Source organism: Brevibacterium sp. AGC70 (genome assembly GCF_057334195.1).
Genome location: NZ_JBHFIH010000002.1, coordinates 56,119 through 78,370 on the forward strand (window position 1 = coordinate 56,119; position 22,252 = coordinate 78,370).

Here is a 22,252-nt window from a genome sequence, read left to right on the forward strand (position 1 = left end):
CCCGACACATCACACAGTCGGGCTAGCGGGATTTGAACCCACGACCTCTTCACCCCCAGTGAAGCGCGCTACCAAGCTGCGCTATAGCCCGTTTCCGTGCTGCTTCGGAAAGCAACGAGACCCAGCCTATAACGATCCCCGGCCAAGTGCCAAAACCGCGTTTCGTGACCTCGAAAAAACGGGTATCATCCCAGGTAGTCACGTGAGAGGCGGGTGCGAGCCTGGGCTGGTCCCGAGGATCGGTAACATTTCTGTTTCGTGATTGTTATGAAACCACCTCAGGCGGCTATGCTTGGAGGACCAACAAGCTAAGAGGAGTCGACATGGCAAACCTGGATTATCCAGTGTCCTTGCGATACTCGCGCGACCACGAATGGGTCGAGACCACGGACAACAGTGCAGTTGTGCGGGTGGGTATCACCGATTTTGCCCAGGAACAGCTGGGTGATGTCGTGTATGTCGATCTTCCTGATGTCGGCGATAAGACCACTGCTGGAGAATCCTGTGGTGAGGTTGAGAGCACGAAGAGCGTGTCCGATCTCATCGCACCCGTGTCCGGTTCGGTCACGGAAGTCAACGAAGGACTCGACGACGCTCCCGAGACCGTGAATTCATCCCCATTCCAGGACGGTTGGATGTATCTCGTCGAACTCAGTGATCCAGAGCAGGTCGACGCGCTGTTGGACAGCGAGCAGTACCAAGAGCTCATTAAGAGCGAGGAGGCGTAATGTCGCAGAATAACGATCAAGGTCGTCCCAACCCCTCGCAGACCTGGTATGACAACGGTCAAGTGCCGCAATCGAAGAAGTTTCCGTTCGGCGCCGGCAATGGCGATGAGAGCAGGGACCCCGAGACGCGTCACAACCCGCTGGTCGACCCACACGGTCAGAACGGCGGCGGCAGCCAGGGCAACGCCCAGAACTATGCCCAGTCACAGCCGCAGGGCGGACCGGCTTCGCAGGAGACACCTCCCTACGGTCAGCAGCCCGTGAACAACGGATCGCAGGCACCGCAGTACGGCAATGCTCCGCAGCAGAACAGCGCGCAGCAGCCAGGCTACGGTCAGTATGGTGCCCAGCAGAACCAGGGGCAGCCGGGTCAGTACAACAACGGTCAGCAGCCTCCATATCAACAGGGCCAGCAGCCTTCATATCGACAGCCTCAGCACCAGCAGGATCAGGGTCAGTACCCTCCTCAGGGCAATCAGCCCCAGGGCGGTGGCTATATTCCACAGGATCCAAACGGTCAGGGCAATCAGCCGCAGTATGGCAGCCGGGGCCAGAACCCGTACAACGGGAACGGTCAGGGCCAGCAGTACGGCAACGACGCGCCGGTCTCCAACGATTCCGGCAGCCAGCAGTTCCATGGAATTCTGGATCCGCATACCGGCGAGATTCACCCAGTGCCCGACCTTGAAGGTCTACAGGACACAGATGCGCTGCTCGTCGTCGTCTCGGGCCCGGACTCGGGTTCGCAGATTCTGCTCGACACAGATGTGGTGACGGTGGGTCGCAGCCCGAATGCGGACATCTTCCTTGACGATGTCACAGTCTCGCGCAAGCACGCCGAGTTCATTCGAACTCCAAGCGGATTCACGCTTCGCGACACCGGGTCGCTCAACGGAACCTATGTGGGCCGTCAGCTCATCGATTCCATTGAACTGCAGAACGGAGCCGATGTGCAGATCGGCAAGTTCCGGATGATTTTCCAGCAGCGTCCGCGCTCCTGACCGGGGGATAATGTCAAACATCGAAGTTGAGGTTGTTGGTGTTCGCATCGAGATGCCAGCCAACCAGCCGATCCTTTTGCTCAAAGCAACTGAACCGGCCTACTATCTGCCGATATGGGTCGGAGCCATCGAAGCAAATGCACTCTCGATCGCGCAGCGGGGCCTGACCCCGCCGCGACCGATGGCACATGCGCTGCTGCTCGACACGCTCGAAGCATATGAGGCATCATTGTCCGACGTGACAATCACCGGCCGCGATGGGCAGATATTCCTGGCCGAACTTCATACGAACGATGGAAAGTCGATCTCGGCACGACCATCTGACGCGGTGACACTGGCTCTCACGGCACAGTGTCCCGTCTACGTCGATTCAGAACTTCTCGAAGAGTCCGGAATCGAAGCACCAGCGGCTGACGAAGAGGAAGTGGCCCAGTTCCGGGACTTCCTCGACAACGTCTCTGCCGAGGACTTCGAAACCGGTACCGAAACACCATGAAAGAACGATTGTGAGCCTCCATATCGATCCGGTATTCGCCAACAGGGACAGCGCCCCAGCGGGCACGAACGATCTCAGCGGTCTAGACGACTGGCGTGAGATGAATCCGCAGCAGCAGCCGACCTATCTCGATGGCCAGGCCCTCGACGATTCGCTGACCAGTCTGCGCAGCTCTCCTCCGCTGGTCTTCGCGGGCGAGGCCGACGTCCTCAAACAGCGAATTGCAGCTGCTTCTCGTGGCGAGGCCTTCGTCCTAGCCGGTGGCGACTGCGCCGAGTCCTTTGCCGGCGCTCAAGCTGACAAGATCCGCGCCCGAGTGCAGACTGTGCTGCAGATGGCGGCGGTGCTCACCTACGGCGGTTCGATGCCGGTCGTCAAGATCGGTCGCATGGCCGGCCAGTTTGCCAAACCCCGGTCCGCGGATATGGAGACGCGCGACGGCGTCACGCTTCCCTCATACCGCGGCGACATCGTCAACGGCTATGAGTTCACCGAGGAGTCACGCCGTCACGATCCAGCGAGACTGCTGCAGGGATACCATGTCTCTGCGTCCACGCTCAATCTCATCCGTGCCTTCACTCAGGGTGGTTTCGCAGACCTGCGCCTCGTCCACGAGTGGAATCGCGGATTCCTGACATCGAACCCGGGCTACCAGCGCTATGAGCAGACTGCGCGCGAGATCGATCGTGCCATCCGCTTCATGGACGCTTGCGGCGCTGACTTCGATGCGTTGAGGACTACCGAGTTCTACGCCGCTCATGAGGCTCTTCTGCTCGAATACGAACGTGCACTGACGCGGATCGACTCGCGGACAGGCGAAGCATACGACGTGTCCGGACATTTCCTGTGGATCGGCGAACGCACCCGTGACGTCGACGGAGCCCACGTGGATTTCCTGTCGAAGGTCCGCAATCCTATCGGCGTCAAGCTCGGTCCGACGGCCACCGCGGACGAAGCACTGGCACTAGCTGAGAAGCTCGACCCGAGTGCCGAGCCCGGCCGGCTGACTTTCGTGACTCGCATGGGCGCAGGGAAGATCACCGAGGCGCTGCCGAAGCTGCTTGCCGGAGTCGGTGACCGCCTGCCGCACGTGACCTGGGTCTGCGATCCAATGCACGGCAACACCATCACCTCGAATACCGGGTACAAGACCCGCCGATTCGAAGATGTCATGGCCGAAGTCGAAGGATTCTTCAGCGCCCACCAGGAAGCTGGGACCATTCCGGGCGGACTGCACATCGAACTCACCGGTGACGACGTCACAGAGATCATGGGCGGAGCGACCGAGATCGACGACGAGGGGCTGCGCCGTCGCTATGAGACACTCGTCGATCCTCGTCTCAATCACGACCAGTCTCTCGAGATGGCCTTCCAGGTCGCGGAGTACCTGACTCGTCGCAACTGATCCGGGTGTCGGCTGACAGGCGTCGACTCGTCTTCTCAGACAACAGCTAAACATGTGGCCGTGCGAACGAATCGCACGGCCACCTGCTATTTCATTCGGCTTCTGGAAAAGACTTGCAGCGGGGAAGGGTCCTGATCGATCAGATCAGTCGTCCTTCTTCTTATCTTCGTCCTTTTTGCTGTCCTTGGCGTCGTCCTTCTTCTTTTCGTCCTTCTTTTCGTCCTTCTTGTCGTCCTTGGACTCTTCCTTCTTCTCCTTGCCCTTGGAGACGCGGACGATGATGAGAGAGTCATAGGGTTTCGCCTCAGAGCTCTTCGGCCACTGTGAGACCACTTTGCCCTTGGGGATGTCGTCGGAGAAGACCTCGTCCTTGCCCACACGGAATCCGCGTTTGGCCAAGGTCGCATATGCGGCTTCGAAGGTCAGGCCCTCGACATTGGGCACGGGAGTCGGCTCGACACCCTTGGACACGACGAGATCGACCTCGGTGCCCTTGGACAGATCCTCGCCTGGTTTCTTCGACGCTTTGATGACATCGTCGTTGTCGACCGAATCGCTGTACTCTTCGTCCACCTTGCCGAGCTTCAACTCGGCCTTCTTCAGTGCGGCCTCGGCCTCGTCGGCGCTGAGACCTTCAAGCTTGGGAACGGCGAACATCTCTTCGCCCTTGGACACGACGACCGTGACGGTCGAGTCCGGGGCAAGTTCGGATCCGCCCACCGGGTCGGTCCCGATGACGACACCAGCTGGGACGCTGTCATCGAAGACTTCCTTCGGCTGAGCGTCGAGACCGGTGTCCTCGATCTGCGTGGTCACCTTGTCAAGGTCCTTGCCCGCCAGCTGGGCAGGCACGATCGAGGTGGGCGCGGGAAGGTTTGCGATGACCAGCCAGGCCACAAGGGCGAGCACGAGCAACGCCGCGCCGACGGTTGCAGCCAGTCGTCGTCTGCGTCGACGGGCCGGTGCTGCAGTTGCCGAGGCTGTGCCTGCAGCCGCCGCGACTGTGGTCTTCTCATCGGCCTTGTCTTCGCCGTGCTCGGGTTCGTTCTCGTCACCGTGATCGGTGTTCTCCTGGGACGCACCGTCGGAGGAGCTCCCCGTATCGTCTGCCTCTGATACGGCAGCGGCACCAGCCGCACCCACACCAGCCGCACCCACACCAGCGGCACCGATGCCTGCGGCACCAGCCGCTGCGTTTGTGCCCGCCGCACCAGACTCTTGGTCGGTGTCAGTATCGGAGTGGTTCGCCTCGGCGTTCTCGTTGTCTTCGTCGTTCTCGAGGTAGGGGATCTCGTCGGTGCGCGATCTCTTCTCCTTCGGAGCTTCAGCTCCGAGATCGATGCTCGCTGTCAGTGCGGGGGAGTGCTCACCGGGTACGACATTGGGATCGCCGAGGTCGAGTTCGCTCTCGCTCATCTCGGAGCGGGCCTCGGCAAGGGCATGACGGAACTGCGCGGCGTCATCGGGACGGTCGGCGGGATCCTTCGACGTCGCCCACAGCACCAGGGCGTCGAGGCGCGGACTCAGTCCGGCGACCTGGTCTGACGGAGGCGGTACGGAATCATGTACGTGGCGGTAGGCGACTTGGATGGGGACTTCATCCGTATACGGCTGCATCCCGGTGAGCATCTCGTAGAACATGATGCCGACCGTGTAGAGGTCGGTGCGGATATCCGCACCAGTACGCGTGACGAGCTCAGGCGCCACATATCCGACGGTGCCGATCAGAGTCTTGGTCGTCGTCGCGGTGGTGACGGCGCGCGCCAAGCCGAAGTCCGCGAGCTTGACCTGACCATCGGTGCCGAGGAGTACGTTGTCGGGTTTGAGATCGCGATGGATGATTCCCGTGGAATGGACTGCTTCGAGTGCGGCGAGGATCGCATCGAGGACGACGATCGCCTGACGCGGAGTGAAGGTGCCCCGGTGCTTGAGCTCGCGGCGCAGAGTCACCGACGGCAGGTACTCCATCACAAGATAGACCGTGTCGCCGTCGCGGGCCTGGTCATGGATAGCCACGAGATTCGGGTGGGTCAGCCGTCCGGCGTTGATGGCCTCGCGTCGGAACCTTTCGACGAAGGTGTCGTCGCTGATGAGGTGGTCATGCATGACCTTGATTGCGATCTCACGGTCAAGGCGCAGATCTGTGCCGCGGTAGACCATGGCCATTCCACCGCGCGCGATCTTCGCGTCGATGCTGTACCGGTCATTGAGAATGGTGCCGATGAGCGGATCCGTGCGGGCACTCATAGCGCCTCCTGCATTCGCTGTCGCTGCATTTGAACGGCGCGGACGAAGGCTTTCGTCTCGGGCAGCAATCCCTCGGACCTCACGGAGCGAAGATCCTGATAGTAGCCGGCCAGCGCCTCGTTCTCCGATTCTGCAGTTTCGATCAGCCACCCCAGGATGACGGTGCCCGCAACGATGTTGTCGCCGAGATCAAGGAGATTGAGACTGCGGCCGACGATGTCACTGGCCCACCTGCCCGATCGAGGAGTGACCTGCATGATGCCGATGGCATTCCCAGCCGAGACCGTGGTGTGCTGGAAACCTGATTCCTGCGCGGCAACCGCCTGCATCAGTGCCGGGTCGGCTCCGAGTTCTTCGGCGATGGATGCAATGATGAATCGGGCCTGGGCTGGTGCCGGATGTGTTCTCTGCAGGAGAGTGAATTTGTTCAGTCGTGCGGCTGCGAGCACAGTGGGCCTGATGCCCTCGACCTGTGCGCTCGTGGCGACGCGCGGAATATCGGTCGGTGGTTGGGGCGGTGTGCGATGCCGTCGAGCCGTCGAATCTCTGAGCAGCAGCAGCTCGCCGACCTGGAGGAACGAGTCGTCGCCCATCGAATTCGCACGACGCAGGCTGCCGGGCGACATCTGATGTCTGGCGGCGATTCCGGGCAGAGTTTCGCCCGGCGCGACGACATGCGAAGGGTCGGTATCGGGCAGGTCGTTCTTCTCAGGCAGGGACAGCACCTGACCCTGATGGAGATTCTGACGCGGCGAGATGCGATTGAGCTCAGCCAGAGCGGGCACGGAAACGCCATGTTTGCTGGCGACTCCGTACAGAGTGTCGCCTTCTCTGGTTTTGTAGGTGCGACCGCCGTGAGTCACTGGAATGGTCTCGCCGCTTGTTCCAGACGTCCATTGCGGCCCCGGGGCAGTCACCGATGACGTCGCTGGGGCGTCGTTCGGTGTGCCGCGAGAGCTCTCAAGGTCGTCGGTACGGGGGGAGGGGGCCGCCTCGGCGAAGTCGAGGTCAGCGTTGTCATGATCCGTGGGGATGGGGTCGGTGAGTCCCGGAATTGGGCCGGTGGAATTCACCTTTGAAGCAGCACGGATGTCAGGAGCGGCGGTAACGGGCACCTGAGGATTCCGTCGCATACGTGTCATCTGTCACCTGTTGACTTCATATCGGATGGGGAAGTTTCACACTCCAGACTATCGAGTGCCCGGCCTGCACCCGAGCATTCGACTCCGCATGGCGGGGTGTTTCTCTCAAATATTGCTAGGCTTGAGGATGTGAATACGGAAGAACTCGTCCAGGATTGGGCCACATTGCCAGATATCGCCGAGTCGACGGGTCTTGGCATCATGCAGGTGCGCAGGCTCTTGGAAGACGGCGCGATCTGCGGCTATAAGCACGGGACACCCAAAGTGATGAAGGTGCCGACGGCGTTCTTCGTCGACGGCTCGGTGCTGACCCCGTTGAAGGGCACGCTGAGCACATTGCGGGATGCGGGCTTCGACGACCACGAGTCCATCGCCTGGCTCTTCACCCCGGATGATTCTCTGCCAGGGCGTCCCATCGATCTGCTGCGGGCGGGCAATCGCAAAGAGGTCAGACGGCGGGCCCAGGCCCTGGCCTTCTGATACCTCAGCCTTCTAGTCGCTCAGCAGGGTCTCTCAGCTCGTCCGATAGCTGAGAGACTTGGCGAATCCCTCGAGCTGCCTCTGGGCCGTGGCGCCGATCGTTGTCCGTGTTGTGTCAGCGTGGGCACCTCTATCCGCCCATTCGCGGACGACGGACAGTGCTTCGTCGTACTTGGTCCGAATGAAGGATTCGACCGCGTCGAGACCGCCCGATTCGGTGAGCATCACCACGCACTCGTCGACCTCGTCATCGGAGAGATGCGGGTCTCCCAGACGCTCGGCCATGACCTGAACCTGCTCAGGGCGAAGGTTCTTCATGCTCTCGGCGATGAGCACGGTGCGTTTGCCCTCACGGATGTCATCGCCGGCTGGTTTCCCGGTGGCAGCGGGATCGCCGAAGATGCCGAGCACGTCGTCGCGAAGCTGGAATGCCTGCCCGAGCGGGAATCCGAACTTGGAGATCTCCGCAAGCTGTTCCTCGTCGGCACCTCCCAAGGCCGCGCCGAGAAGGAGTGGTTGTTCGACCGAATACTTCGCGGACTTGTAGCTGAGAACCTCCCAGGCCCTTTCTCCGATGCGTTCGTCCTCAAGCGGGACCACCTCGGCCAGGACGTCGAGGTACTGCCCGACCATCACGTCCCTGCGGAGCGTGGCACGCAGATCTCGTGCCAAGGGCGTGATGCCCAGGACTGTCTGGGACCTCTCGAAGAGCTCTTCGCTGAGGGCGAGGCAGATGTCTCCGACGACGATGGCGGCCGCGATTCCGAAGGGCTCGGCTCCGCCTTGATAGCTGCGTTCGGCGTGATGGGACTCGAATTGGCGATGCAGTGCCGGCTTGCCGCGACGCGTATCGGAATGGTCGATGACGTCGTCATGGATGAGAGCGGCCGCGTGGAGAAGTTCGAGTGATCCGGCGGCCTCGGCGACGCCGCCGGTCATCCTGTCCCTTGAAGGATCGTCTCCGGCTGCCAGCTGGTAGCCCCACCACAGCAGGACCGGACGGATCATCTTCCCGCCCCGTGTGAAGTCGAGGAGCGCACGCCCGATGTCGTGCGCATCGGGTGAGATCGTGAGGAACTCGGCCGCCTTCGATGCGAGGAATCCTTCGATTCTCGTCGATACCTCGGCCGCAATGGATTCGGGTGACTCGAGGGCTTCGATGGTGCGGTTCCGGTCGGAAGCCTCTGGTGTCTCCGCGGTCTCCGCCCTAACCGCTGACGGAGAATCGGCACCCATCATGGAACGATGTTCCCGCCGACCGTCACGATCGAATTCGCCTTCTCTGAGGGGTCCTTGGCGATTGTGACGACGAGCAGTCCTTCATTGTCCTTGTGTCGGAAGTTCACGACCTGGGCGCTCTTCGTCTTTATCTCGTCGCCATACGTTTCGAATCCGGCCTTCTTCAGGGCCTTGGAATAGAACGTGAAGATGTCCTTGGGCTCGGCCTTGGCGCTCATGACTAGGCTGACCTCTTCGAGCTTTCCTGAATCGGCTCCGTTCTCGGCCTTCGCACGGGCGCTCGACAGCACAGTCGAGTCCGGGTAGGGCTTGAGGTATTTCGGGAGATCTTCGACGTCGGTGTCGGCAGCCTCGGATTCCTTGCTCGGCTGATCGCTGCTCGCAGCCTCCGAACCTTCGGACGTCGAGGCTGCGGCCGAAGACTGGGTCTTCTCCGGAGTGGGTGATCCTTCGGCCGCCTCGTTGGCCGGTCCAGAACATCCTGCGAGGAGGAGAGCGGCGGCGAGGGGCAATGTCATGACAGTGGCGCGCGTTACCATGACTACAGACTACCCGGACTCGGCGACGGGAGCCGAAAGGAGCCAACGCAGACACATGAGTGCTCGATGAGTCGTAAACAGCTGTCACGATCCGGTGGCGATCTCAGCCGTCTCGGGACGGACGATGCCGGAGCCACGATGCTCCACCTGGACATGGATTCTTTCTTCGTGTCGGTGGAGCTTCTGAGCCGCCCGGAACTTCTCGGTCGACCCGTTATCGTCGGCGGTCGCAGCGGGCGGGGCGTCGTGGTTTCGGCGAGCTATGAGGCTCGTGAGTTCGGCGTGCACGCGGCCATGCCCATGGGTCGGGCGATGGGTCTCTGTCCCTTCGCCGAGGTGATTCCTCCTTCGCATGGCCTGTACTCCTCGTATTCCCAGAAGGTCTTCGACCTGGTGGGCGAGGTGACACCTGATTTTCACCAGGTGAGTGTCGACGAAGCGTACATCGACGTGTCAGCAGCGGTGCGCAGATTGGGATCGCCGGTGGTGATCACTTCCGAGCTTCGAGCCGAGATCGAAGCACAGACGGGGCTGAACGCATCTGTGGGGATCGCCGGCAGTCGAGTCGTGGCGAAGCTCGCATCCACCCGTGCCAAACCGCGCGGACAACTGCTCGTCCCGCTGTCGGCGACTCAGGAGTTCCTCGATCCGATGCCGATCGAAGCGCTTCCGGGAGTGGGGGAGAAGACGAAGGATGGGTTCTTCAAGTACGGCATACGTCTGATCGGGGACTTAGCCGCAGTCGACGAAGCGTGGGCAGGTCGGGTATTCGGCGCCCACGGCCATCATCTGTGGCGCAGCGCCCACGGACTGGACTCACATGGTATGGACAGGCAGGTGAAGGACCGGTCGATCAGCGCTGAGCACACCTTCAATGACGACGTCTGGGATCTGAGTCAGCTTGAGCACGAGCTGCTGCGGCTGTCGGACAAAGTTGCGCACAGGGTTCGGGCCGAAGGCAAGGTCGCCACCACTTTGGGGCTGAAATATCGACTCGGTGATTTCACCACATTGTCGCGATCGATCACTCTTGATGCTCCCACCGACCTCGCCCGTGAGATCTATGAGGCCTTGCGGCCGGCAATGAGGAACCTGCGGGAGCAGAAATCCAAGGGAGTGCGCCTGCTGGGTATCCGCGCAGCCGGTCTGATGGACTTCGCAGCCAGCGGCAGACAGGCGAAATTGGACGAGGCCGAGCACTCAGGCAGGGAAGCAGAGGTTGCTCTTGACGATGTGCGGAAAAAATTCGGGACCGCTTCGATCTCGCAGGCGTCTCTGCTCAGAAGGCACCCTGACCCCGAAAATACGGGTCCTGACCACGTTTAGGAGGTGAGGTGCCTCATAGTCTGAGGACGCAGTGAGAATCCAGGGGATGCAACGGTCCTCAAGATGTTTTTTCAGTGTTCAGAGACTATGATTGTGTCATCAGGCCATAGTAAGGAAACGGGGGTTCGAGATGCCACTCTCCGATCACGAACAGCAGCTGCTCGATCAGTTGGAGAAGCAGCTGCGCAGTGAAGACCCACGTTTCGCACGCAACATTTCAGAAACCCAGGCAGCAGCTAATGGGCCGGGGTTCTCCGCGAAGCGATTCGTGCTGGGTATTCTGCTCACGCTTGTAGGACTCGCCGCAGTGATCTTCGCCATTTCGATGGTGACGAACAGCACATGGTGGATCATCCTCGGTGTCGTCGGCTTCGGGCTGATGGTTGCCGGAATGTACTGGGCTTTCAGCCGTCCGCGTCAGGTGGGCGACAAAGCCAAGCGAGCTCAGCCGTCGAAAGGTCCCCAGTCTGAAGCCAAGGGGCCGTCCGGTTTCATGAATCGGATCGAAGACCGGTGGGAGAAGCGCCAGCGCGGCGAATGATTTTCGCGGCACTCGGTCGAGCCGCTGAGACTGGCTGCCGAGACTGATTGGCAGACGGATGACTTGTGAGCCGATCGTCATTGTTCGCGGATACCCTGCGATTAAGGCCTGGTACACAATCCACCCAAGTGAAGCGTCCTCTGCAGAGAGGGCGCTTTTTCGTGCTCTATAGTGCATCGGAATCAGCAGGAATCATGACGCATTGGCTTCGGCATAGGCAGCGCCGTCTCGCATCGTCTTCGGCCTGTGTCGGCGTCCGCAGGTACAGTCCACGGGTAGGGGCACTCCGATGCGCTCGGAGGACACCTGCGGTCATCAGATGGCGGCCGGGAGAGCCGCGCCCAATGGGGGCTGTAACGATGGCACCTTGAACATGCGCTGCCTCGAACGGACGCAGTCATGGAATAGTTGCTGCCCCGGACGCGGAAGGCATCCGGGGCAGCAACAGGGCATCGCAATCAGCGCGGTGGATTGAAGATGCTTGCCGGCCAGATTCTGGCGGTGATCTTTTTTCCGGGAGACGCGTTTTCTGCGAGGTCGGTCCTGACCTCGTCGATGAGGGCACTGACCTCTGTTGACGAGATGCTCTTCTCACTCGCGCCGTAGCGCTGGGTTTCAAGAGCGTCGACGAAGGCTGACAATGCAGTGTCATCGCCGGCGCTGCGTGACCCTGACGGCGGGGCCGGACTGCGCAGCGCGGTGAATCCATCACTGGAATCGCCACGCGCGTCAGAAGACGAAGAACCAGGTTCCGCAGTGGGGTCCTCGGATTCAGCGGTCCCTCCACCGGCTCTGCTGGCCAACACGAGTTCGTTGTATCGCAACGTTCGGCTGGGGTCGAGGCTCTGACCATAGTCGGTCGACAGCGCCCGTATCTCCGTCCAGACCTTCTCAAGTTTGTCAGGGTCACGTGTGCGTCGACGACGCAGAATGAGTCTCCACAGAGCCGGAATCGCCGCAAGCAGCACGATCGCAAGCACGATGAGACCCGCCCACAGGTACGTACCGAGATTCGCACCAGCTGGTTCCCCAGCCGCTGTTGTTTCGGGGCTGGAGCTCTCGGATTCCGCCGCTTCCGATTCCTCAGAGCCCTTTGTGGGCTCCTCAGACGGTGACGAGGTCTCTTCGGAATCCTCCTCGGAGTCCCCTCCGGTGCTGCCGCTGGCGACCGTCCATTTCGGCGGCTCGCCGGCTGGACCGCCTGGAGTGGGTTCGAAGCGGACCCATCCGGCTCCCTCGAAGTACAGTTCCGGCCACGCATGCGAATCCTGCATGCTGACCTCGAAGCCTTCACCGCTCTTGGTGCCTTCGCCGTAACCGACGCCGATGCGTGCCGGAATTCCCATCGTCCGAGCCATGATCGTCATGGCCGACGAGAACTGAACACAGTACCCCTTCTTATCGACGAGGAAGTCAGAGATCGCATCTCCGCTGGCCTTTTCGGGAGCATCCAGCGAGTATTCGAAGTCGCCGCTTCGGAAGTAGGCCTGGAGCAAGACGGCGGCTTCCCATTGGTTGTCTGCGTCCGCGGTGATCTTCTCAGCGGTTTCCTTCACGCTGCCCGGCAGACTGTCGGGAACTTCGAGTTCCGTCTCGAAATCGCTGGAGTTCACCGGTGCCGCGCTCTGCAGATCGTTGACATCGGGATTGATGGAGAGATACTCCATCGAGTAGTCCTGTCCACCCGACTTCTCGCCATTGCCGACGATTGTCAGCGACGTCTCGTCATAGATCCAGCGCCGGTCCAAGCCAGTTGGCTGTTGTGGGGCGTACGGGGTGGGAAGATACTGCTGATCGTATTCGTCAGAGACTGTGACGTCGATGCGCTCTTCGTTGTAGTTCTTCTCACGTGGCAGTCCCTGCGGCCAGGGCAATCCCTCGTTCGCGATCGCAAAGGGGTCGAGCGGGAACGGGGTCGGTGCCCACGACTGGCCGTCAAAGGAGTTGATCGAGGTCAGCCTGATCGGCTGCCCTTCGGATTCCGAAGTGGTGTAGTTGAACAGGGTCGAATCGTCGCGGTCACCGAGATCGGCACGCAGGTCGAGGAACGGGTTCGTCACGGTGAGATCGCCCTTGTCGCTCGCTGCGCGATCAGGCAGGGTCGGAACCTCCGGCAGGAGCACGGGAGCTCCGATGCCGATTGCAACGGCCACAGCTCCAGCCACGGTTGCGGTCAGACCGCCGCGCCACTTCGCTGCAGGGAAGTAGGGGCTGAGTATGAGGATGAGGAAAGCCGCCAAGATGGCGACGACGTGCCACCACCTCACCTGGGTGGGGGCGAAGAAGACCGGGATCATCCACAGCACCAGGAGCAGAACGCCGCTCACCTTAGGAGCTCTGAGGTCGGAGACGAGTCCGTCGATGAGGATGGTGATCAGAGTGAACGCAATCGTGAGCATCGTGGTGAAGCCAGGAGTGCTGGGCGCTGGGGGAGTCGTTGCGTACAGGTCGCTGACTCCCGAGGACAGGAGATCGATCACGGTGGTGAATGAGCTGCCGGTGGGCACGACGCCGAGAATGAGCGTGCTCGGTGCACATAGCACGAGGACTGCGATCAGACCCACCACGCACTGCGCGATGACGGCAGCTCCGGTGGCCCGAAGGACCGGGACACTGCGGAAGATCGCGCCGACCAGAACGATCAGGAGAATCGAGATGAGCACGGAGGGAAGCCACGCGAAGTCGGAGAAGACGGCGGAGAGTCCGATCGCGGCCAAGACCATGGCTACGAATACTGCACAGGCCTCGAGCCAAGCCGGGGAATGTCTGTCTGCACTCTCTGATGTTTCGGGGTTCATCGCTTCACCCGCTTCGAATCGAATGCGGTCCATGATTCGGGCAGATCCTCGCTCAGTCCCACCATCGTCAGGTCATTGATGTCGTCGAGGCTTCGGACGGTCACCGGAACGCGCCGGGAGAATTGGGCCGCCAGCTCCTTCCCGCGAGCGTCGTCGACGGCGCAGATGACGATGTGGTTGGGGTTGTCATGGGAAGGCAGTTGCACTCGGCCGGCCTCGACGAGGGCGGTGAGCAATCGCAGTCTGTCGATATCGCGCTGTCCTTTGAACCTGATCTGATGGCCGGGTGTGACGACGAAGACCTCGTAGCCAGCACGCAGGAAAGCCGTGCCGGCTGCGGCCGCCGCGGCCAGGAGGAATTCGATTTCAAGGGCGTCCGGTCGGTCACCGTCACCCTCGAGATCGACGACGATGAGAGCGTAGAGCGTCTCCTCGTCGGCTTCGTGACGGACCATGAGCTCACCGGACTTCGCGGTGCTCGGCCAATGGACGTGTCGGAGATCGTCTCCGGGAACGTATTCTCGCGTGTGGAAGTCCCGAGCAGTGTGGCCGGCACGGACCTTGCCGTCATCCAAGCGGGCCGGTCTGATCGCCGAGTCAGTGGGAATCCGTGCGGGAAGGATCGGCACTGAGACAGCTACCGGGTAGCCGGCGATGACCTTCTTCTTCCTCGTCACAAGGCCGAAGGGGCCAGAGACAGTGATCAATACAGTTTCCACTCCGCTGAGACCACGACGATTCGGGGTGAAGGACGTCAGGACGGTCTGAGAAGCTCCGTGTGCCAGAGGTGGAACTTGCCCGACAGTGGAATCGCCGAAGCCCTCGCCAGCCACGAAGCTGATTGTCGAGGACGGGATGGCCAGACGTCCGGTGTTGGTCACCAGTGCCTCGACCTGGACCTCTTTCCCCTCGTGGGCAAGCGGGTAGCGGTCTCTTGACTGAGGCAGTGCCACAGTAGGCAGTCCAGTCCGCAGTGTGATCGAAACGCGGCGGGCGCCCCAGGTGATCAGCAGCGCCGAAAGGATGACCAGTGCGAGAAGCAGAATTCCAGCAGGCAGCAGCCCGGGGAGTGCGAACCGATACGCGGTGATGATCAGTGCGACTCCGGCGAGGACGAAGATGATTCCTGAGGTGCTCAGACGCATGTGGTCACTGAACCGTCGAAATGGGCACGCGGGCCAGGAGACGGCCGATCAGTTCGGCTGCCAGCTCCGAATCGTCACCATCGCGCGGGATGATCCGGTGAGCCAAGATGTAGGGGGCCAGAGCCTGAATATCATCCGGAGTCACGAAGGTCCGTCCCGAGAGCGCGGCGCGAGCCTTGGCCGCGCGGAGAAGGTGGACACCGCCTCGGGGCGAGCAGCCGAGAAGGATGGCCTCGTCGTTGCGGCTGGCATGGAGGATGGCGACGATGTATTCGCGCAGCTCTCTGGCTGCACTGACATGTCGGACGATTCCCCGGGCCTGGTTGATCTGCTCGAGGCTGGTCACCGGAGTTGCGCTGGAAAGCGGATCGTGCTCGATCTGGTTGTCCAGGAGGTCGATCTCGTCAGCAGTTTCGGGGTAGCCCAGCGAGATTCGAGTCATGAAGCGGTCCCGCTGTGCTTCGGGAAGCGCGTATGTACCTTCCATGTCGATCGGGTTCTGAGTGGCGACGACGATGAAAGGCGATGGCATCGGGTAGGTCTCGCCGTCAATGGTGGCCTGACCTTCGGCCATGCACTCAAGCATCGCGGACTGAGTTTTGGGGGAAGCGCGGTTGATCTCATCGGCGATGACGATATTGGCGAACACGGGGCCCTGCCGGAACTCGAAGTGCCGGGTCTCCTGATTGAACAGGTTCACGCCGACTACGTCAGTCGGCAGCAGGTCGGGGGTGAATTGGATGCGCCTGACCGAACCATCGACGACCTTGCCCATGGCTCGTGCCAACAGAGTCTTCCCGACTCCGGGCACGTCCTCGAGGAGGACGTGGCCCCCGGCAAGGAGCGCAACCAGGGACAGTCCGACTGCTTCATCCTTGCCTTCGAGGACGGCGTTCATTGCTGTGCGTGCCCGTGAGGTGAGTTGCTGAACCCATTCGATGTGCTCGGCACCGATCACGGAATTGGCCTGAGTACCTTCTTGGCTGATCGACATGATCCCATTGTCCCCTATCCCGTCTCCTGCATCCACACGGGCATCGTTCGGCCGTTCGGGTAGTCATCGCTCGACCTTTCGGGTGGTCACCATTCGGCCCGTGCGGGCAGCCGCGTTCTGCGTCACCGGTCGCGCCGGCATGGGGGTCTGATACTGGTGTCTCAGCCACGGTGCCGGTGTCGGGGGACTGCGCAGCTGCCTTTCCCTGCCCTGCAGAACGGGCCCCAACTTCGCTCCCTACTTGGCTCCACCAGCCCCCTCCACATTGCTCCCCACTTCGCTCCCCACTTCGCTCCCCACATCCCTCCCCACTTCGCTCCACCGGAGACCCCCACTTCCCTCCCCACTTCCCTCCCCACTTCCCTCCCCGGGGAGCTCGAGGCTTCGGTCTCCCGCGGAAAATCAGGGATCTGGCCACCTCGCGGACTCGGCGTTAAGGAGATCCTGACGGTTGAAATACGCCGCAAAAGGCCCACTGTGCACCACTTCCGACTCGCCGACCGCAAATTTTCCCCACTTTCCTCCACCAATCTGACCTGGGGTTTTATAGGTCGCAAGGGTGTCGTAGGGGCAAACCACTAGATTGGGTGGAGGGAAGTGGAGTACTGTGGTTGCTATCGGAGCCAATTGGGTTTCGAAAGGGGTGAGACGACATGTTCTTGGGCACTCATTTGCAGAAGCTCGACGACAAAGGTCGGCTCATCCTGCCCGCAAAGTTCCGGGAGGAGCTTTCGCCCGGTCTCGTATTGACCCGTGGACAGGAGAACTGCCTCACCCTGTTCCCCACCACGGAATTCGAAGCCGAGCATGAGCGAATCCAGAACGCGCCGAAGACGAATAAGGAAGCTCGCGACTACCAGCGTGTATTCCTGTCGGCGGCCTTTGCGGATCAACCGGACAAACAGGGGCGCATCACGGTCCCGAACATATTGCGGCAGTACGCATCACTTGAACGGGAAGTTGCGGTGATCGGCATGGGCAACCGCGTCGAGATCTGGGACTCACCGACATGGGATAACTACCTGGTCGGCGCTCAGCAGGCATTCGCTGAACGTGAGAACGAGGTGATTCCAGGAGTGATCTGATTCTGCTCGGGTTTGATCCTTGCCCGCCGTGTTCGAGTTTCGGGGAACTTCCCCGTTTCCGAAGTTCGGCAGTCCTGACACACTTCCCCGGTGCCAGGGCAGCGGCGGACAAGGTTCTGGCTCCAGCAGTTCACCCCCACGACCACCACCCACGAAGGACTCACCTATGAACGATCAGCACGTACCAGTGCTCCTGGAGCGCGTGGTCGAGCTCATCGGGGTCGGAGTCCAGGCCGCCAGAGACAATGGTCACGCACCGATCGTCGTGGACGGAACACTGGGGATGGGCGGACACTCCGAAGCGGTCCTCACCGCCTTCCCCGATGTTCACCTCATCGGAGTCGATCGCGATACCCAGGCCATCGATATCGCCACGAAGCGACTTGCGCCCTTCTCCGACCGCATCGACATCGTCCATGCCGTCGATGACGAGATCCCAGCGATACTTGACGACCTCGGCGTCGATCACATCAGCGCCGTTCTCCTCGACCTCGGGGTGTCGTCCCTGCAGCTCGACGAGGACGAGCGAGGGTTCTCCTACTCCCGTCCGGCGCCCTTGGACATGAGAATGGATCGAACCCAGAGCCTGACCGCCGCCGAGGTGCTGGCCACCTACACCGAAGCTGAACTCCGGCGCATCCTCCGTGAGTACGGCGAAGAGAAGATGGCCGGCCGGATCGCGAAGATCATCGTCACCGACCGTGAGGATGCGCCCTGGGAGACCTCGGAGCAGCTCGCAGCGATGTTGGGACGGGTTCTTCCCCAGACGAAGAAGAAGTCCCACCCCGCGAAGCGAACGTTCCAAGCCCTGCGCATCGAAGTCAACGACGAACTCGGAGTGCTGCGGACAGCTCTGCCGGAGGCTCTGCGGGCACTGCATATCGGGGGAGTGGCGGTCATCGAGTCGTACCAGTCCCTCGAGGACACGATCGTGAAGAAGATATTCCGTTCCGCAACCACCACCTCGGCGCCGCCGGACATGCCCGTCGTCCCCGAGGAACTCCAACCGTGGCTGTCCGAAATCATTCGCGGTGCGGAACTGGCCGACAGTGACGAAGCAGACAGGAACCCTCGCGCCAAGAGCGTGCGATTGCGTGCAGTACAGAAGATCAGGGAGGCAAGATCGTGAGGAACGCTCAAGCGGCCATCCGCCAACCCCGCGTCACTGAACGGACGCGGCGCCTCGAAGAGTCCGCCAGTCGGCCGGTACCTCCTCGGCTCAAGCTCCTGAAGTTCGAGCTGCCGAAGGCCAGGGTCCCGTTCTCTATGCTCTGCGTGGCGATCCTCGTTGCCACCCTCGTGGCAGTGCTGCTGCTCAACATCTTCATCTCCCACACCTCGTATCAGATCGACCAACTGAATTCCGAGAAGGAACAGTTGGCCGAGCAGAAGGATCGACTGGTCGAAGACAATTCGTACCGCGAATCTCCGCAGAACATCTCGATCGCGGCCGAGGAGCTCGGACTGGTCCGCGACTCCTCGCCCGAGTTCCTCGACGCGGAGACCGGAAAGATCATCGATGCACCTCCGATCGACGTCAGCGGAGAAAAGAAGCCGACAGTTGTCCCCGGACCGCGTGCCAATACCCGCGAAGACCTCCGTCCCAATCTACGATCGGATGAGAAGCTGCCAGTAGTCGGGGGCAGTCCCAGCAAGGACATCGCGCCACCGGCACAGGAAACTCCGAAATAAGGAGAGTCCGACAGCCATTCGCCGACAAGCAAGGACCAAGGACAGTGCAATGGGCCCACGAGCCACTCGGGTGAAGAAAAAAGGCGGACGAGGCAAACCCAACCTTCGCCTGCGGATGGCACTGATCGCGGCTCTGTCCATCCTGGTTCTCCTCGTCACCTCCGGACGGCTGATCTCGATCCAGGGCATGGATTCGATGAAACTGGCCGAGAAGGCACTGTCCAACCGACTCGTCACCAAGACTCTGCCGGCCTCGCGGGGGCAGATTCTGGCCTCCGACGGCACGGTCCTCGCCGACAGCGTCTCCCGATATCAGCTCGTCGTGGACCAGCAGAACGTGGCCCAGTACAAGGTTGACGGAAAACTGGTCGGTGCCTGGGGAGCAGCAGAGGCCCTGGCGAAGCCCCTCGACACCGACCCCGGACTGCTGTACCCGAAACTTGTCGGCGACAAACGGTGGAATCCCGTCGCCAAGGGACTTACCTCTGAGACTTGGCGAGCCGTGAAGAAGCTCAACATCCTCGGCCTCTCCGCCGAGGAATACGCCGTGCGCTCCTATCCATCAGGTGCAGTGGCAGGGAACCTCGTGGGATTCCTCAGTTCGGACGGCCAGCCTCAGGCGGGCCTGGAGATGGCCTACAACGACCAGTTGAACGGTCGCGACGGTCAACAGCAGTACGAACGCGGGGCTCGAGGCGAGATCATCCCGCTCGGCGACAACAACACGCGCAATGCCATCGATGGAAAGGGCCTGCAGACGACGATCGACCCGGCACTGCAGTACTACGCCCAGCAGGCGATCGAGGAGCAGCGGAAGGAAAATGAGGCCGAATCAGCCTCGATCGTCATCAAGGACATCAAGACCGGCAAGATCCTCACCGCAGCAGACGCACCCAGCGTCGATCCCAATTCACCGGGCAAAGTGGGCGGCACCGACCGTGGGTCGCGCATCTTCACCGACGTCTTCGAACCCGGCTCGACCGCAAAGATGGTCACTGCCGCAGCTCTGCTCGACCAGGGTCTGGTCACCCCTGAACAGGAGTTCACGGTCCCAGACAAATGGAAGGCTCCCAACGGAGAGGAATTCCGGGACTCGCACTCGCACCCGGATGAGAAGCTCACCTTCGCCGGAATCCTCGCCGAATCCTCGAACACCGGCACCATTCTGGCCGGGAATGAACTCTCAGAAGAACAGCGATACGGCTACTTGAAGAAGTTCGGCTTCGGTTCGCCGACAGGCATCGAGTTCCCTGCCGAGACATCTGGCATCCTCCACCCGTACCCGGAGTGGGACGGCCGTACAAAATACACGGTGATGTTCGGCCAGGGCGTGGCCGCGAACGCCGTACAGACCACCGATGTCATCGCGACCATTGCCAACGGCGGAGTGCACGTCCCCTCGAAGCTCGTCGATGGAACGGTCTCCCCATCAGGGAAGACGATCCCGAATCAGGCAGGCGAACCTCAACGCGTCATCAGCAAGAAGGCCGCTGACCAGACTCTGTCCATGCTCGAAGGCGTCGTCGCCAAGGGCACCGGCAAATCGGCGCAGGTCTCAGGCTACAGGGTGGCGGGAAAGACAGGAACCGCGCAGGCACCGGCAGCCGAGGGTGGCGGCTACGACGGCTACACAGCCTCCTTCGTCGGCGTCCTCCCCGCCGAGGACCCGCAGATCGCGATCTCTGTGACGTTGCAGCGGCCCCGAAACGGCTATTACGGTGGAAGCGCCGCCGCTCCGGTATTCTCCGATGTCGCCGGCTTCGCCATGCGGCACCTGAAGATCCCACCGTCGACCGCAGATCCCCAGCTCCCTGCTCGAGAATGGAAATAATGCGCATCTCACAGCTGCTGCCAGCAGCCCCTGGAACCATTCATGGAGATCCCGATCGCGAGGTCGGGGGAGTCTCTCACGATTCGCGCACGGTAGCGCCTGGCCACCTCTATGCCGCGCTGCCGGGCGCGAACGTCCATGGAGCGAAGTTCGCACCGGATCTCATTGCTCGCGGGGTCACCGCGATCCTCACCGACGCGACCGGCTGGGACATGATCGCCCACAGCATCGACTCGCAGACTCTCGCCGAGGTGACCGGGCTGATCGTGGAGCACCCGCGGGCCGTTCTGGGCTATGTCTCGGCCGCCGTGTACGGCACCTCGGGGCGCCCCCAGCTGATCGGTGTGACCGGAACCAACGGAAAGACGACGACGACCTATCTGGTCGACGGCATGCTTGAGGCCCTCGGTCATCGCACCGGTGTCATCGGGACAGTGGCGACGCTGATCGCCGGTGTCACCGAGCCGAGCGTGCGCACGACTCCGGAAGCTCCCGAACTGCATGCCCTGTTTGCGAAGATGCGCGCCGCTGATGTCGACACCTGTGCCATGGAAGTGTCCTCACATGCGCTGAGCCAGCACCGCGTCGACGGTGCCCACTTCGCTGTCTCAGGTTTCACGAACCTCTCCCAGGACCACCTCGACTTTCACAATTCAATGGACGAATACTTCGGCGTCAAAGCCGAGCTGTTCACTCGCGCCTTCTCCGACACCGCCGTCATCGTCGTCGAGGACAGGTGGGGCGAGAAGATGGTCGAGGCGGCACAGGTGCCGGTGCGCACGCTGGGACGCGACGATCGCAGCGACTGGCGGATCGAACACACTCCAGGAGAATCAGGCTTCATCCTCCACCTCGACGGACCCGGTGATGAGGGCATCGCACTGCGATCCCCACTGCCGGGAGATTTCAACGTCACGAACACTGCACTGGCCGCAGCAATGCTGCTGGAAGCCGGAATTCCGGCCAGCGACATCAACGCGATCGGTCGAACCTTCGTCGCATCTGTCCCCGGGCGGATGGAGATCATCGACGTCAGTGGACCACGCGCCGAGGGCCAGTCTCATCCGCAACTTCTCCCACGCGCGATCGTCGACTACTCCCACACCCCCGATGCGATCGAGAAAGCCCTGGAGTCACTCCACGCCGACAGCGACGAACTGGTGATCGTCTTCGGGGCCGGGGGTGACCGGGACAGAGGGAAGCGATTCGGAATGGGCCAGGCAGCCGCTCGGGGAGCCGACGTGATCGTTCTCACCGACGACAATCCGCGCACCGAGGACCCGGCAACGATCCGGGCCGCCATCAAAGATGGCATCGATGCTGAGATCTCAACCGGAGGTGCACGTGTGAAGAAAGTCATTGAAGTGGCAGAAAGAGGGGCCGCCATCGACCAGGCGATCGCTGCTGCCGGAGCCTCCACAACCGTGCTCATCGCAGGGAAGGGACACGAAACCGGGCAGTCCGCAGGCGGGGTGGTGACCGACTTCGACGACCGGTCGAGGACACGCTCGGCGCTCAGCGCGCGACTTGGCGGCGCACAAACAGGTAAAGTTCACAGTTGAT

Annotated in this window: 19 protein-coding genes and 1 tRNA gene; 12 read left to right on the forward strand and 8 right to left on the reverse strand. The window is 61.6% G+C overall.

Annotation, left to right across the window (positions count from 1 at the left end):
- Positions 1-17: 17 nt before the first annotated feature.
- A tRNA-Pro gene (locus tag ACE03M_RS02635) sits at positions 18-91 on the reverse strand.
- A 232-nt stretch (positions 92-323) separates the two neighbouring features.
- Here ACE03M_RS02635 and gcvH point away from each other — a divergent pair.
- The 4 genes from gcvH to ACE03M_RS02655 are packed head-to-tail and all read left to right on the forward strand — an operon-like array spanning position 324 to position 3,630.
- Positions 324-728, forward strand: coding sequence for a glycine cleavage system protein GcvH (gene gcvH / locus ACE03M_RS02640; protein ID WP_143923801.1), 405 nt, complete (start codon positions 324-326; stop codon positions 726-728).
- Positions 728-1,729, forward strand: a complete 1,002-nt coding sequence (locus ACE03M_RS02645) for an FHA domain-containing protein (protein WP_485932680.1) — start codon at positions 728-730, stop codon at positions 1,727-1,729. The genes gcvH and ACE03M_RS02645 overlap by 1 nt, the downstream gene beginning before the upstream one ends.
- Before the next feature lie 10 nt (positions 1,730-1,739).
- Positions 1,740-2,225, forward strand: a complete 486-nt coding sequence (locus ACE03M_RS02650; protein ID WP_143923800.1) for a bifunctional nuclease family protein — start codon at positions 1,740-1,742, stop codon at positions 2,223-2,225.
- A 10-nt stretch (positions 2,226-2,235) separates the two neighbouring features.
- A complete protein-coding gene (locus ACE03M_RS02655) occupies positions 2,236-3,630 on the forward strand; it encodes a class II 3-deoxy-7-phosphoheptulonate synthase (protein ID WP_143923799.1) in 1,395 nt (464 codons plus the stop codon).
- Positions 3,631-3,774: 144 nt separating this feature from the next.
- On the opposite strand, the gene ACE03M_RS02660 is transcribed toward ACE03M_RS02655, so the two are convergent.
- Together ACE03M_RS02660 and ACE03M_RS02665 are read right to left on the reverse strand one after the other, a co-directional pair.
- Positions 3,775-5,877, reverse strand: a complete 2,103-nt coding sequence (locus tag ACE03M_RS02660) for a protein kinase domain-containing protein (protein ID WP_143923798.1) — start codon at positions 5,875-5,877, stop codon at positions 3,775-3,777.
- The gene (locus tag ACE03M_RS02665) at positions 5,874-7,019 is read right to left on the reverse strand and encodes a lytic transglycosylase (RefSeq protein ID WP_260848232.1); all 1,146 of its coding nucleotides are present in this window, start codon (positions 7,017-7,019) and stop codon (positions 5,874-5,876) included. Before ACE03M_RS02665 ends, ACE03M_RS02660 begins: the two co-directional genes overlap by 4 nt.
- A gap of 129 nt (positions 7,020-7,148) precedes the next feature.
- On the opposite strand from ACE03M_RS02665, the gene ACE03M_RS02670 reads away from it, so the two are divergent.
- A complete protein-coding gene (locus ACE03M_RS02670) occupies positions 7,149-7,499 on the forward strand; it encodes an Rv2175c family DNA-binding protein (protein WP_143923797.1) in 351 nt (116 codons plus the stop codon).
- Between the two features lie 33 nt (positions 7,500-7,532).
- Here the strand turns inward: ACE03M_RS02670 and ACE03M_RS02675 are convergent, their stop codons facing one another.
- Positions 7,533-8,738, reverse strand: a complete 1,206-nt coding sequence (locus ACE03M_RS02675) for a polyprenyl synthetase family protein (protein WP_143923796.1) — start codon at positions 8,736-8,738, stop codon at positions 7,533-7,535.
- Positions 8,735-9,277: a hypothetical protein gene (locus tag ACE03M_RS02680; RefSeq protein ID WP_260848231.1), complete on the reverse strand. Its 543-nt coding sequence runs from the start codon at positions 9,275-9,277 to the stop codon at positions 8,735-8,737. Before ACE03M_RS02680 ends, ACE03M_RS02675 begins: the two co-directional genes overlap by 4 nt.
- Positions 9,278-9,343: 66 nt before the next feature.
- Between ACE03M_RS02680 and dinB the strand changes: the two genes are divergently transcribed.
- Together dinB and ACE03M_RS02690 are read left to right on the forward strand one after the other, a co-directional pair.
- The gene (dinB, locus tag ACE03M_RS02685) at positions 9,344-10,603 is read left to right on the forward strand and encodes a DNA polymerase IV (RefSeq protein WP_143923795.1); all 1,260 of its coding nucleotides are present in this window, start codon (positions 9,344-9,346) and stop codon (positions 10,601-10,603) included.
- A gap of 130 nt (positions 10,604-10,733) precedes the next feature.
- A complete protein-coding gene (locus ACE03M_RS02690; RefSeq protein ID WP_143923794.1) occupies positions 10,734-11,144 on the forward strand; it encodes a DUF3040 domain-containing protein in 411 nt (136 codons plus the stop codon).
- 458 nt (positions 11,145-11,602) lie between these two features.
- On the opposite strand, the gene ACE03M_RS02695 is transcribed toward ACE03M_RS02690, so the two are convergent.
- The 3 genes from ACE03M_RS02695 to ACE03M_RS02705 are packed head-to-tail and all read right to left on the reverse strand — an operon-like array spanning position 11,603 to position 16,081.
- On the reverse strand, positions 11,603-13,975 hold the full coding sequence (locus ACE03M_RS02695) for a transglutaminase TgpA family protein (RefSeq protein WP_485932686.1): 2,373 nt from the start codon (positions 13,973-13,975) through the stop codon (positions 11,603-11,605).
- Positions 13,939-15,087, reverse strand: a complete 1,149-nt coding sequence (locus ACE03M_RS02700) for a DUF58 domain-containing protein (RefSeq protein ID WP_143923792.1) — start codon at positions 15,085-15,087, stop codon at positions 13,939-13,941. Before ACE03M_RS02700 ends, ACE03M_RS02695 begins: the two co-directional genes overlap by 37 nt.
- A 4-nt stretch (positions 15,088-15,091) precedes the next feature.
- The gene (locus tag ACE03M_RS02705) at positions 15,092-16,081 is read right to left on the reverse strand and encodes an AAA family ATPase (RefSeq protein WP_143923791.1); all 990 of its coding nucleotides are present in this window, start codon (positions 16,079-16,081) and stop codon (positions 15,092-15,094) included.
- Positions 16,082-16,734: 653 nt separating this feature from the next.
- Here ACE03M_RS02705 and mraZ point away from each other — a divergent pair.
- The 5 genes from mraZ (at position 16,735) to ACE03M_RS02730 (ending at position 22,251) form a co-directional block, all read left to right on the forward strand.
- Positions 16,735-17,166 (forward strand): division/cell wall cluster transcriptional repressor MraZ, encoded by a 432-nt coding sequence (gene mraZ, locus ACE03M_RS02710; protein ID WP_143923790.1) that lies wholly within the window; start codon positions 16,735-16,737, stop codon positions 17,164-17,166.
- Positions 17,167-17,332: 166 nt separating this feature from the next.
- Positions 17,333-18,295 carry a 16S rRNA (cytosine(1402)-N(4))-methyltransferase RsmH gene (gene rsmH / locus ACE03M_RS02715; RefSeq protein ID WP_485932688.1) on the forward strand — a complete coding sequence of 321 codons (963 nt, stop codon included), beginning with the start codon at positions 17,333-17,335 and terminating at the stop codon, positions 18,293-18,295.
- Positions 18,292-18,858: a cell division protein FtsL gene (ftsL, locus tag ACE03M_RS02720; protein ID WP_143923788.1), complete on the forward strand. Its 567-nt coding sequence runs from the start codon at positions 18,292-18,294 to the stop codon at positions 18,856-18,858. Before rsmH ends, ftsL begins: the two co-directional genes overlap by 4 nt.
- A 49-nt stretch (positions 18,859-18,907) precedes the next feature.
- Positions 18,908-20,689 (forward strand): peptidoglycan D,D-transpeptidase FtsI family protein, encoded by a 1,782-nt coding sequence (locus tag ACE03M_RS02725; RefSeq protein WP_143923787.1) that lies wholly within the window; start codon positions 18,908-18,910, stop codon positions 20,687-20,689.
- Positions 20,689-22,251, forward strand: a complete 1,563-nt coding sequence (locus tag ACE03M_RS02730) for a UDP-N-acetylmuramoyl-L-alanyl-D-glutamate--2,6-diaminopimelate ligase (RefSeq protein ID WP_485932690.1) — start codon at positions 20,689-20,691, stop codon at positions 22,249-22,251. Before ACE03M_RS02725 ends, ACE03M_RS02730 begins: the two co-directional genes overlap by 1 nt.
- The last annotated feature ends 1 nt before the right edge of the window (position 22,252 follow it).

What these genes read in the sequence shown, in the direction of transcription:
- gcvH (WP_143923801.1), top strand. Translation starts at nt 324, where the DNA reads ATGGCAAACCTGGATTATCCAGTGTCCTTGCGATACTCGCGCGACCAC.
- ACE03M_RS02645 (WP_485932680.1), top strand. Translation starts at nt 728, where the DNA reads ATGTCGCAGAATAACGATCAAGGTCGTCCCAACCCCTCGCAGACCTGG.
- ACE03M_RS02650 (WP_143923800.1), top strand. Translation starts at nt 1,740, where the DNA reads ATGTCAAACATCGAAGTTGAGGTTGTTGGTGTTCGCATCGAGATGCCA.
- ACE03M_RS02660 (WP_143923798.1), bottom strand. Translation starts at nt 5,877, where the DNA reads ATGAGTGCCCGCACGGATCCGCTCATCGGCACCATTCTCAATGACCGG.
- ACE03M_RS02665 (WP_260848232.1), bottom strand. Translation starts at nt 7,019, where the DNA reads ATGACACGTATGCGACGGAATCCTCAGGTGCCCGTTACCGCCGCTCCT.
- ACE03M_RS02675 (WP_143923796.1), bottom strand. Translation starts at nt 8,738, where the DNA reads ATGATGGGTGCCGATTCTCCGTCAGCGGTTAGGGCGGAGACCGCGGAG.
- ACE03M_RS02680 (WP_260848231.1), bottom strand. Translation starts at nt 9,277, where the DNA reads ATGGTAACGCGCGCCACTGTCATGACATTGCCCCTCGCCGCCGCTCTC.
- dinB (WP_143923795.1), top strand. Translation starts at nt 9,344, where the DNA reads ATGAGTCGTAAACAGCTGTCACGATCCGGTGGCGATCTCAGCCGTCTC.
- ACE03M_RS02690 (WP_143923794.1), top strand. Translation starts at nt 10,734, where the DNA reads ATGCCACTCTCCGATCACGAACAGCAGCTGCTCGATCAGTTGGAGAAG.
- ACE03M_RS02695 (WP_485932686.1), bottom strand. Translation starts at nt 13,975, where the DNA reads ATGGACCGCATTCGATTCGAAGCGGGTGAAGCGATGAACCCCGAAACA.
- ACE03M_RS02700 (WP_143923792.1), bottom strand. Translation starts at nt 15,087, where the DNA reads ATGCGTCTGAGCACCTCAGGAATCATCTTCGTCCTCGCCGGAGTCGCA.
- ACE03M_RS02705 (WP_143923791.1), bottom strand. Translation starts at nt 16,081, where the DNA reads ATGTCGATCAGCCAAGAAGGTACTCAGGCCAATTCCGTGATCGGTGCC.
- mraZ (WP_143923790.1), top strand. Translation starts at nt 16,735, where the DNA reads ATGTTCTTGGGCACTCATTTGCAGAAGCTCGACGACAAAGGTCGGCTC.
- rsmH (WP_485932688.1), top strand. Translation starts at nt 17,333, where the DNA reads ATGAACGATCAGCACGTACCAGTGCTCCTGGAGCGCGTGGTCGAGCTC.
- ACE03M_RS02725 (WP_143923787.1), top strand. Translation starts at nt 18,908, where the DNA reads ATGGGCCCACGAGCCACTCGGGTGAAGAAAAAAGGCGGACGAGGCAAA.
- ACE03M_RS02730 (WP_485932690.1), top strand. Translation starts at nt 20,689, where the DNA reads ATGCGCATCTCACAGCTGCTGCCAGCAGCCCCTGGAACCATTCATGGA.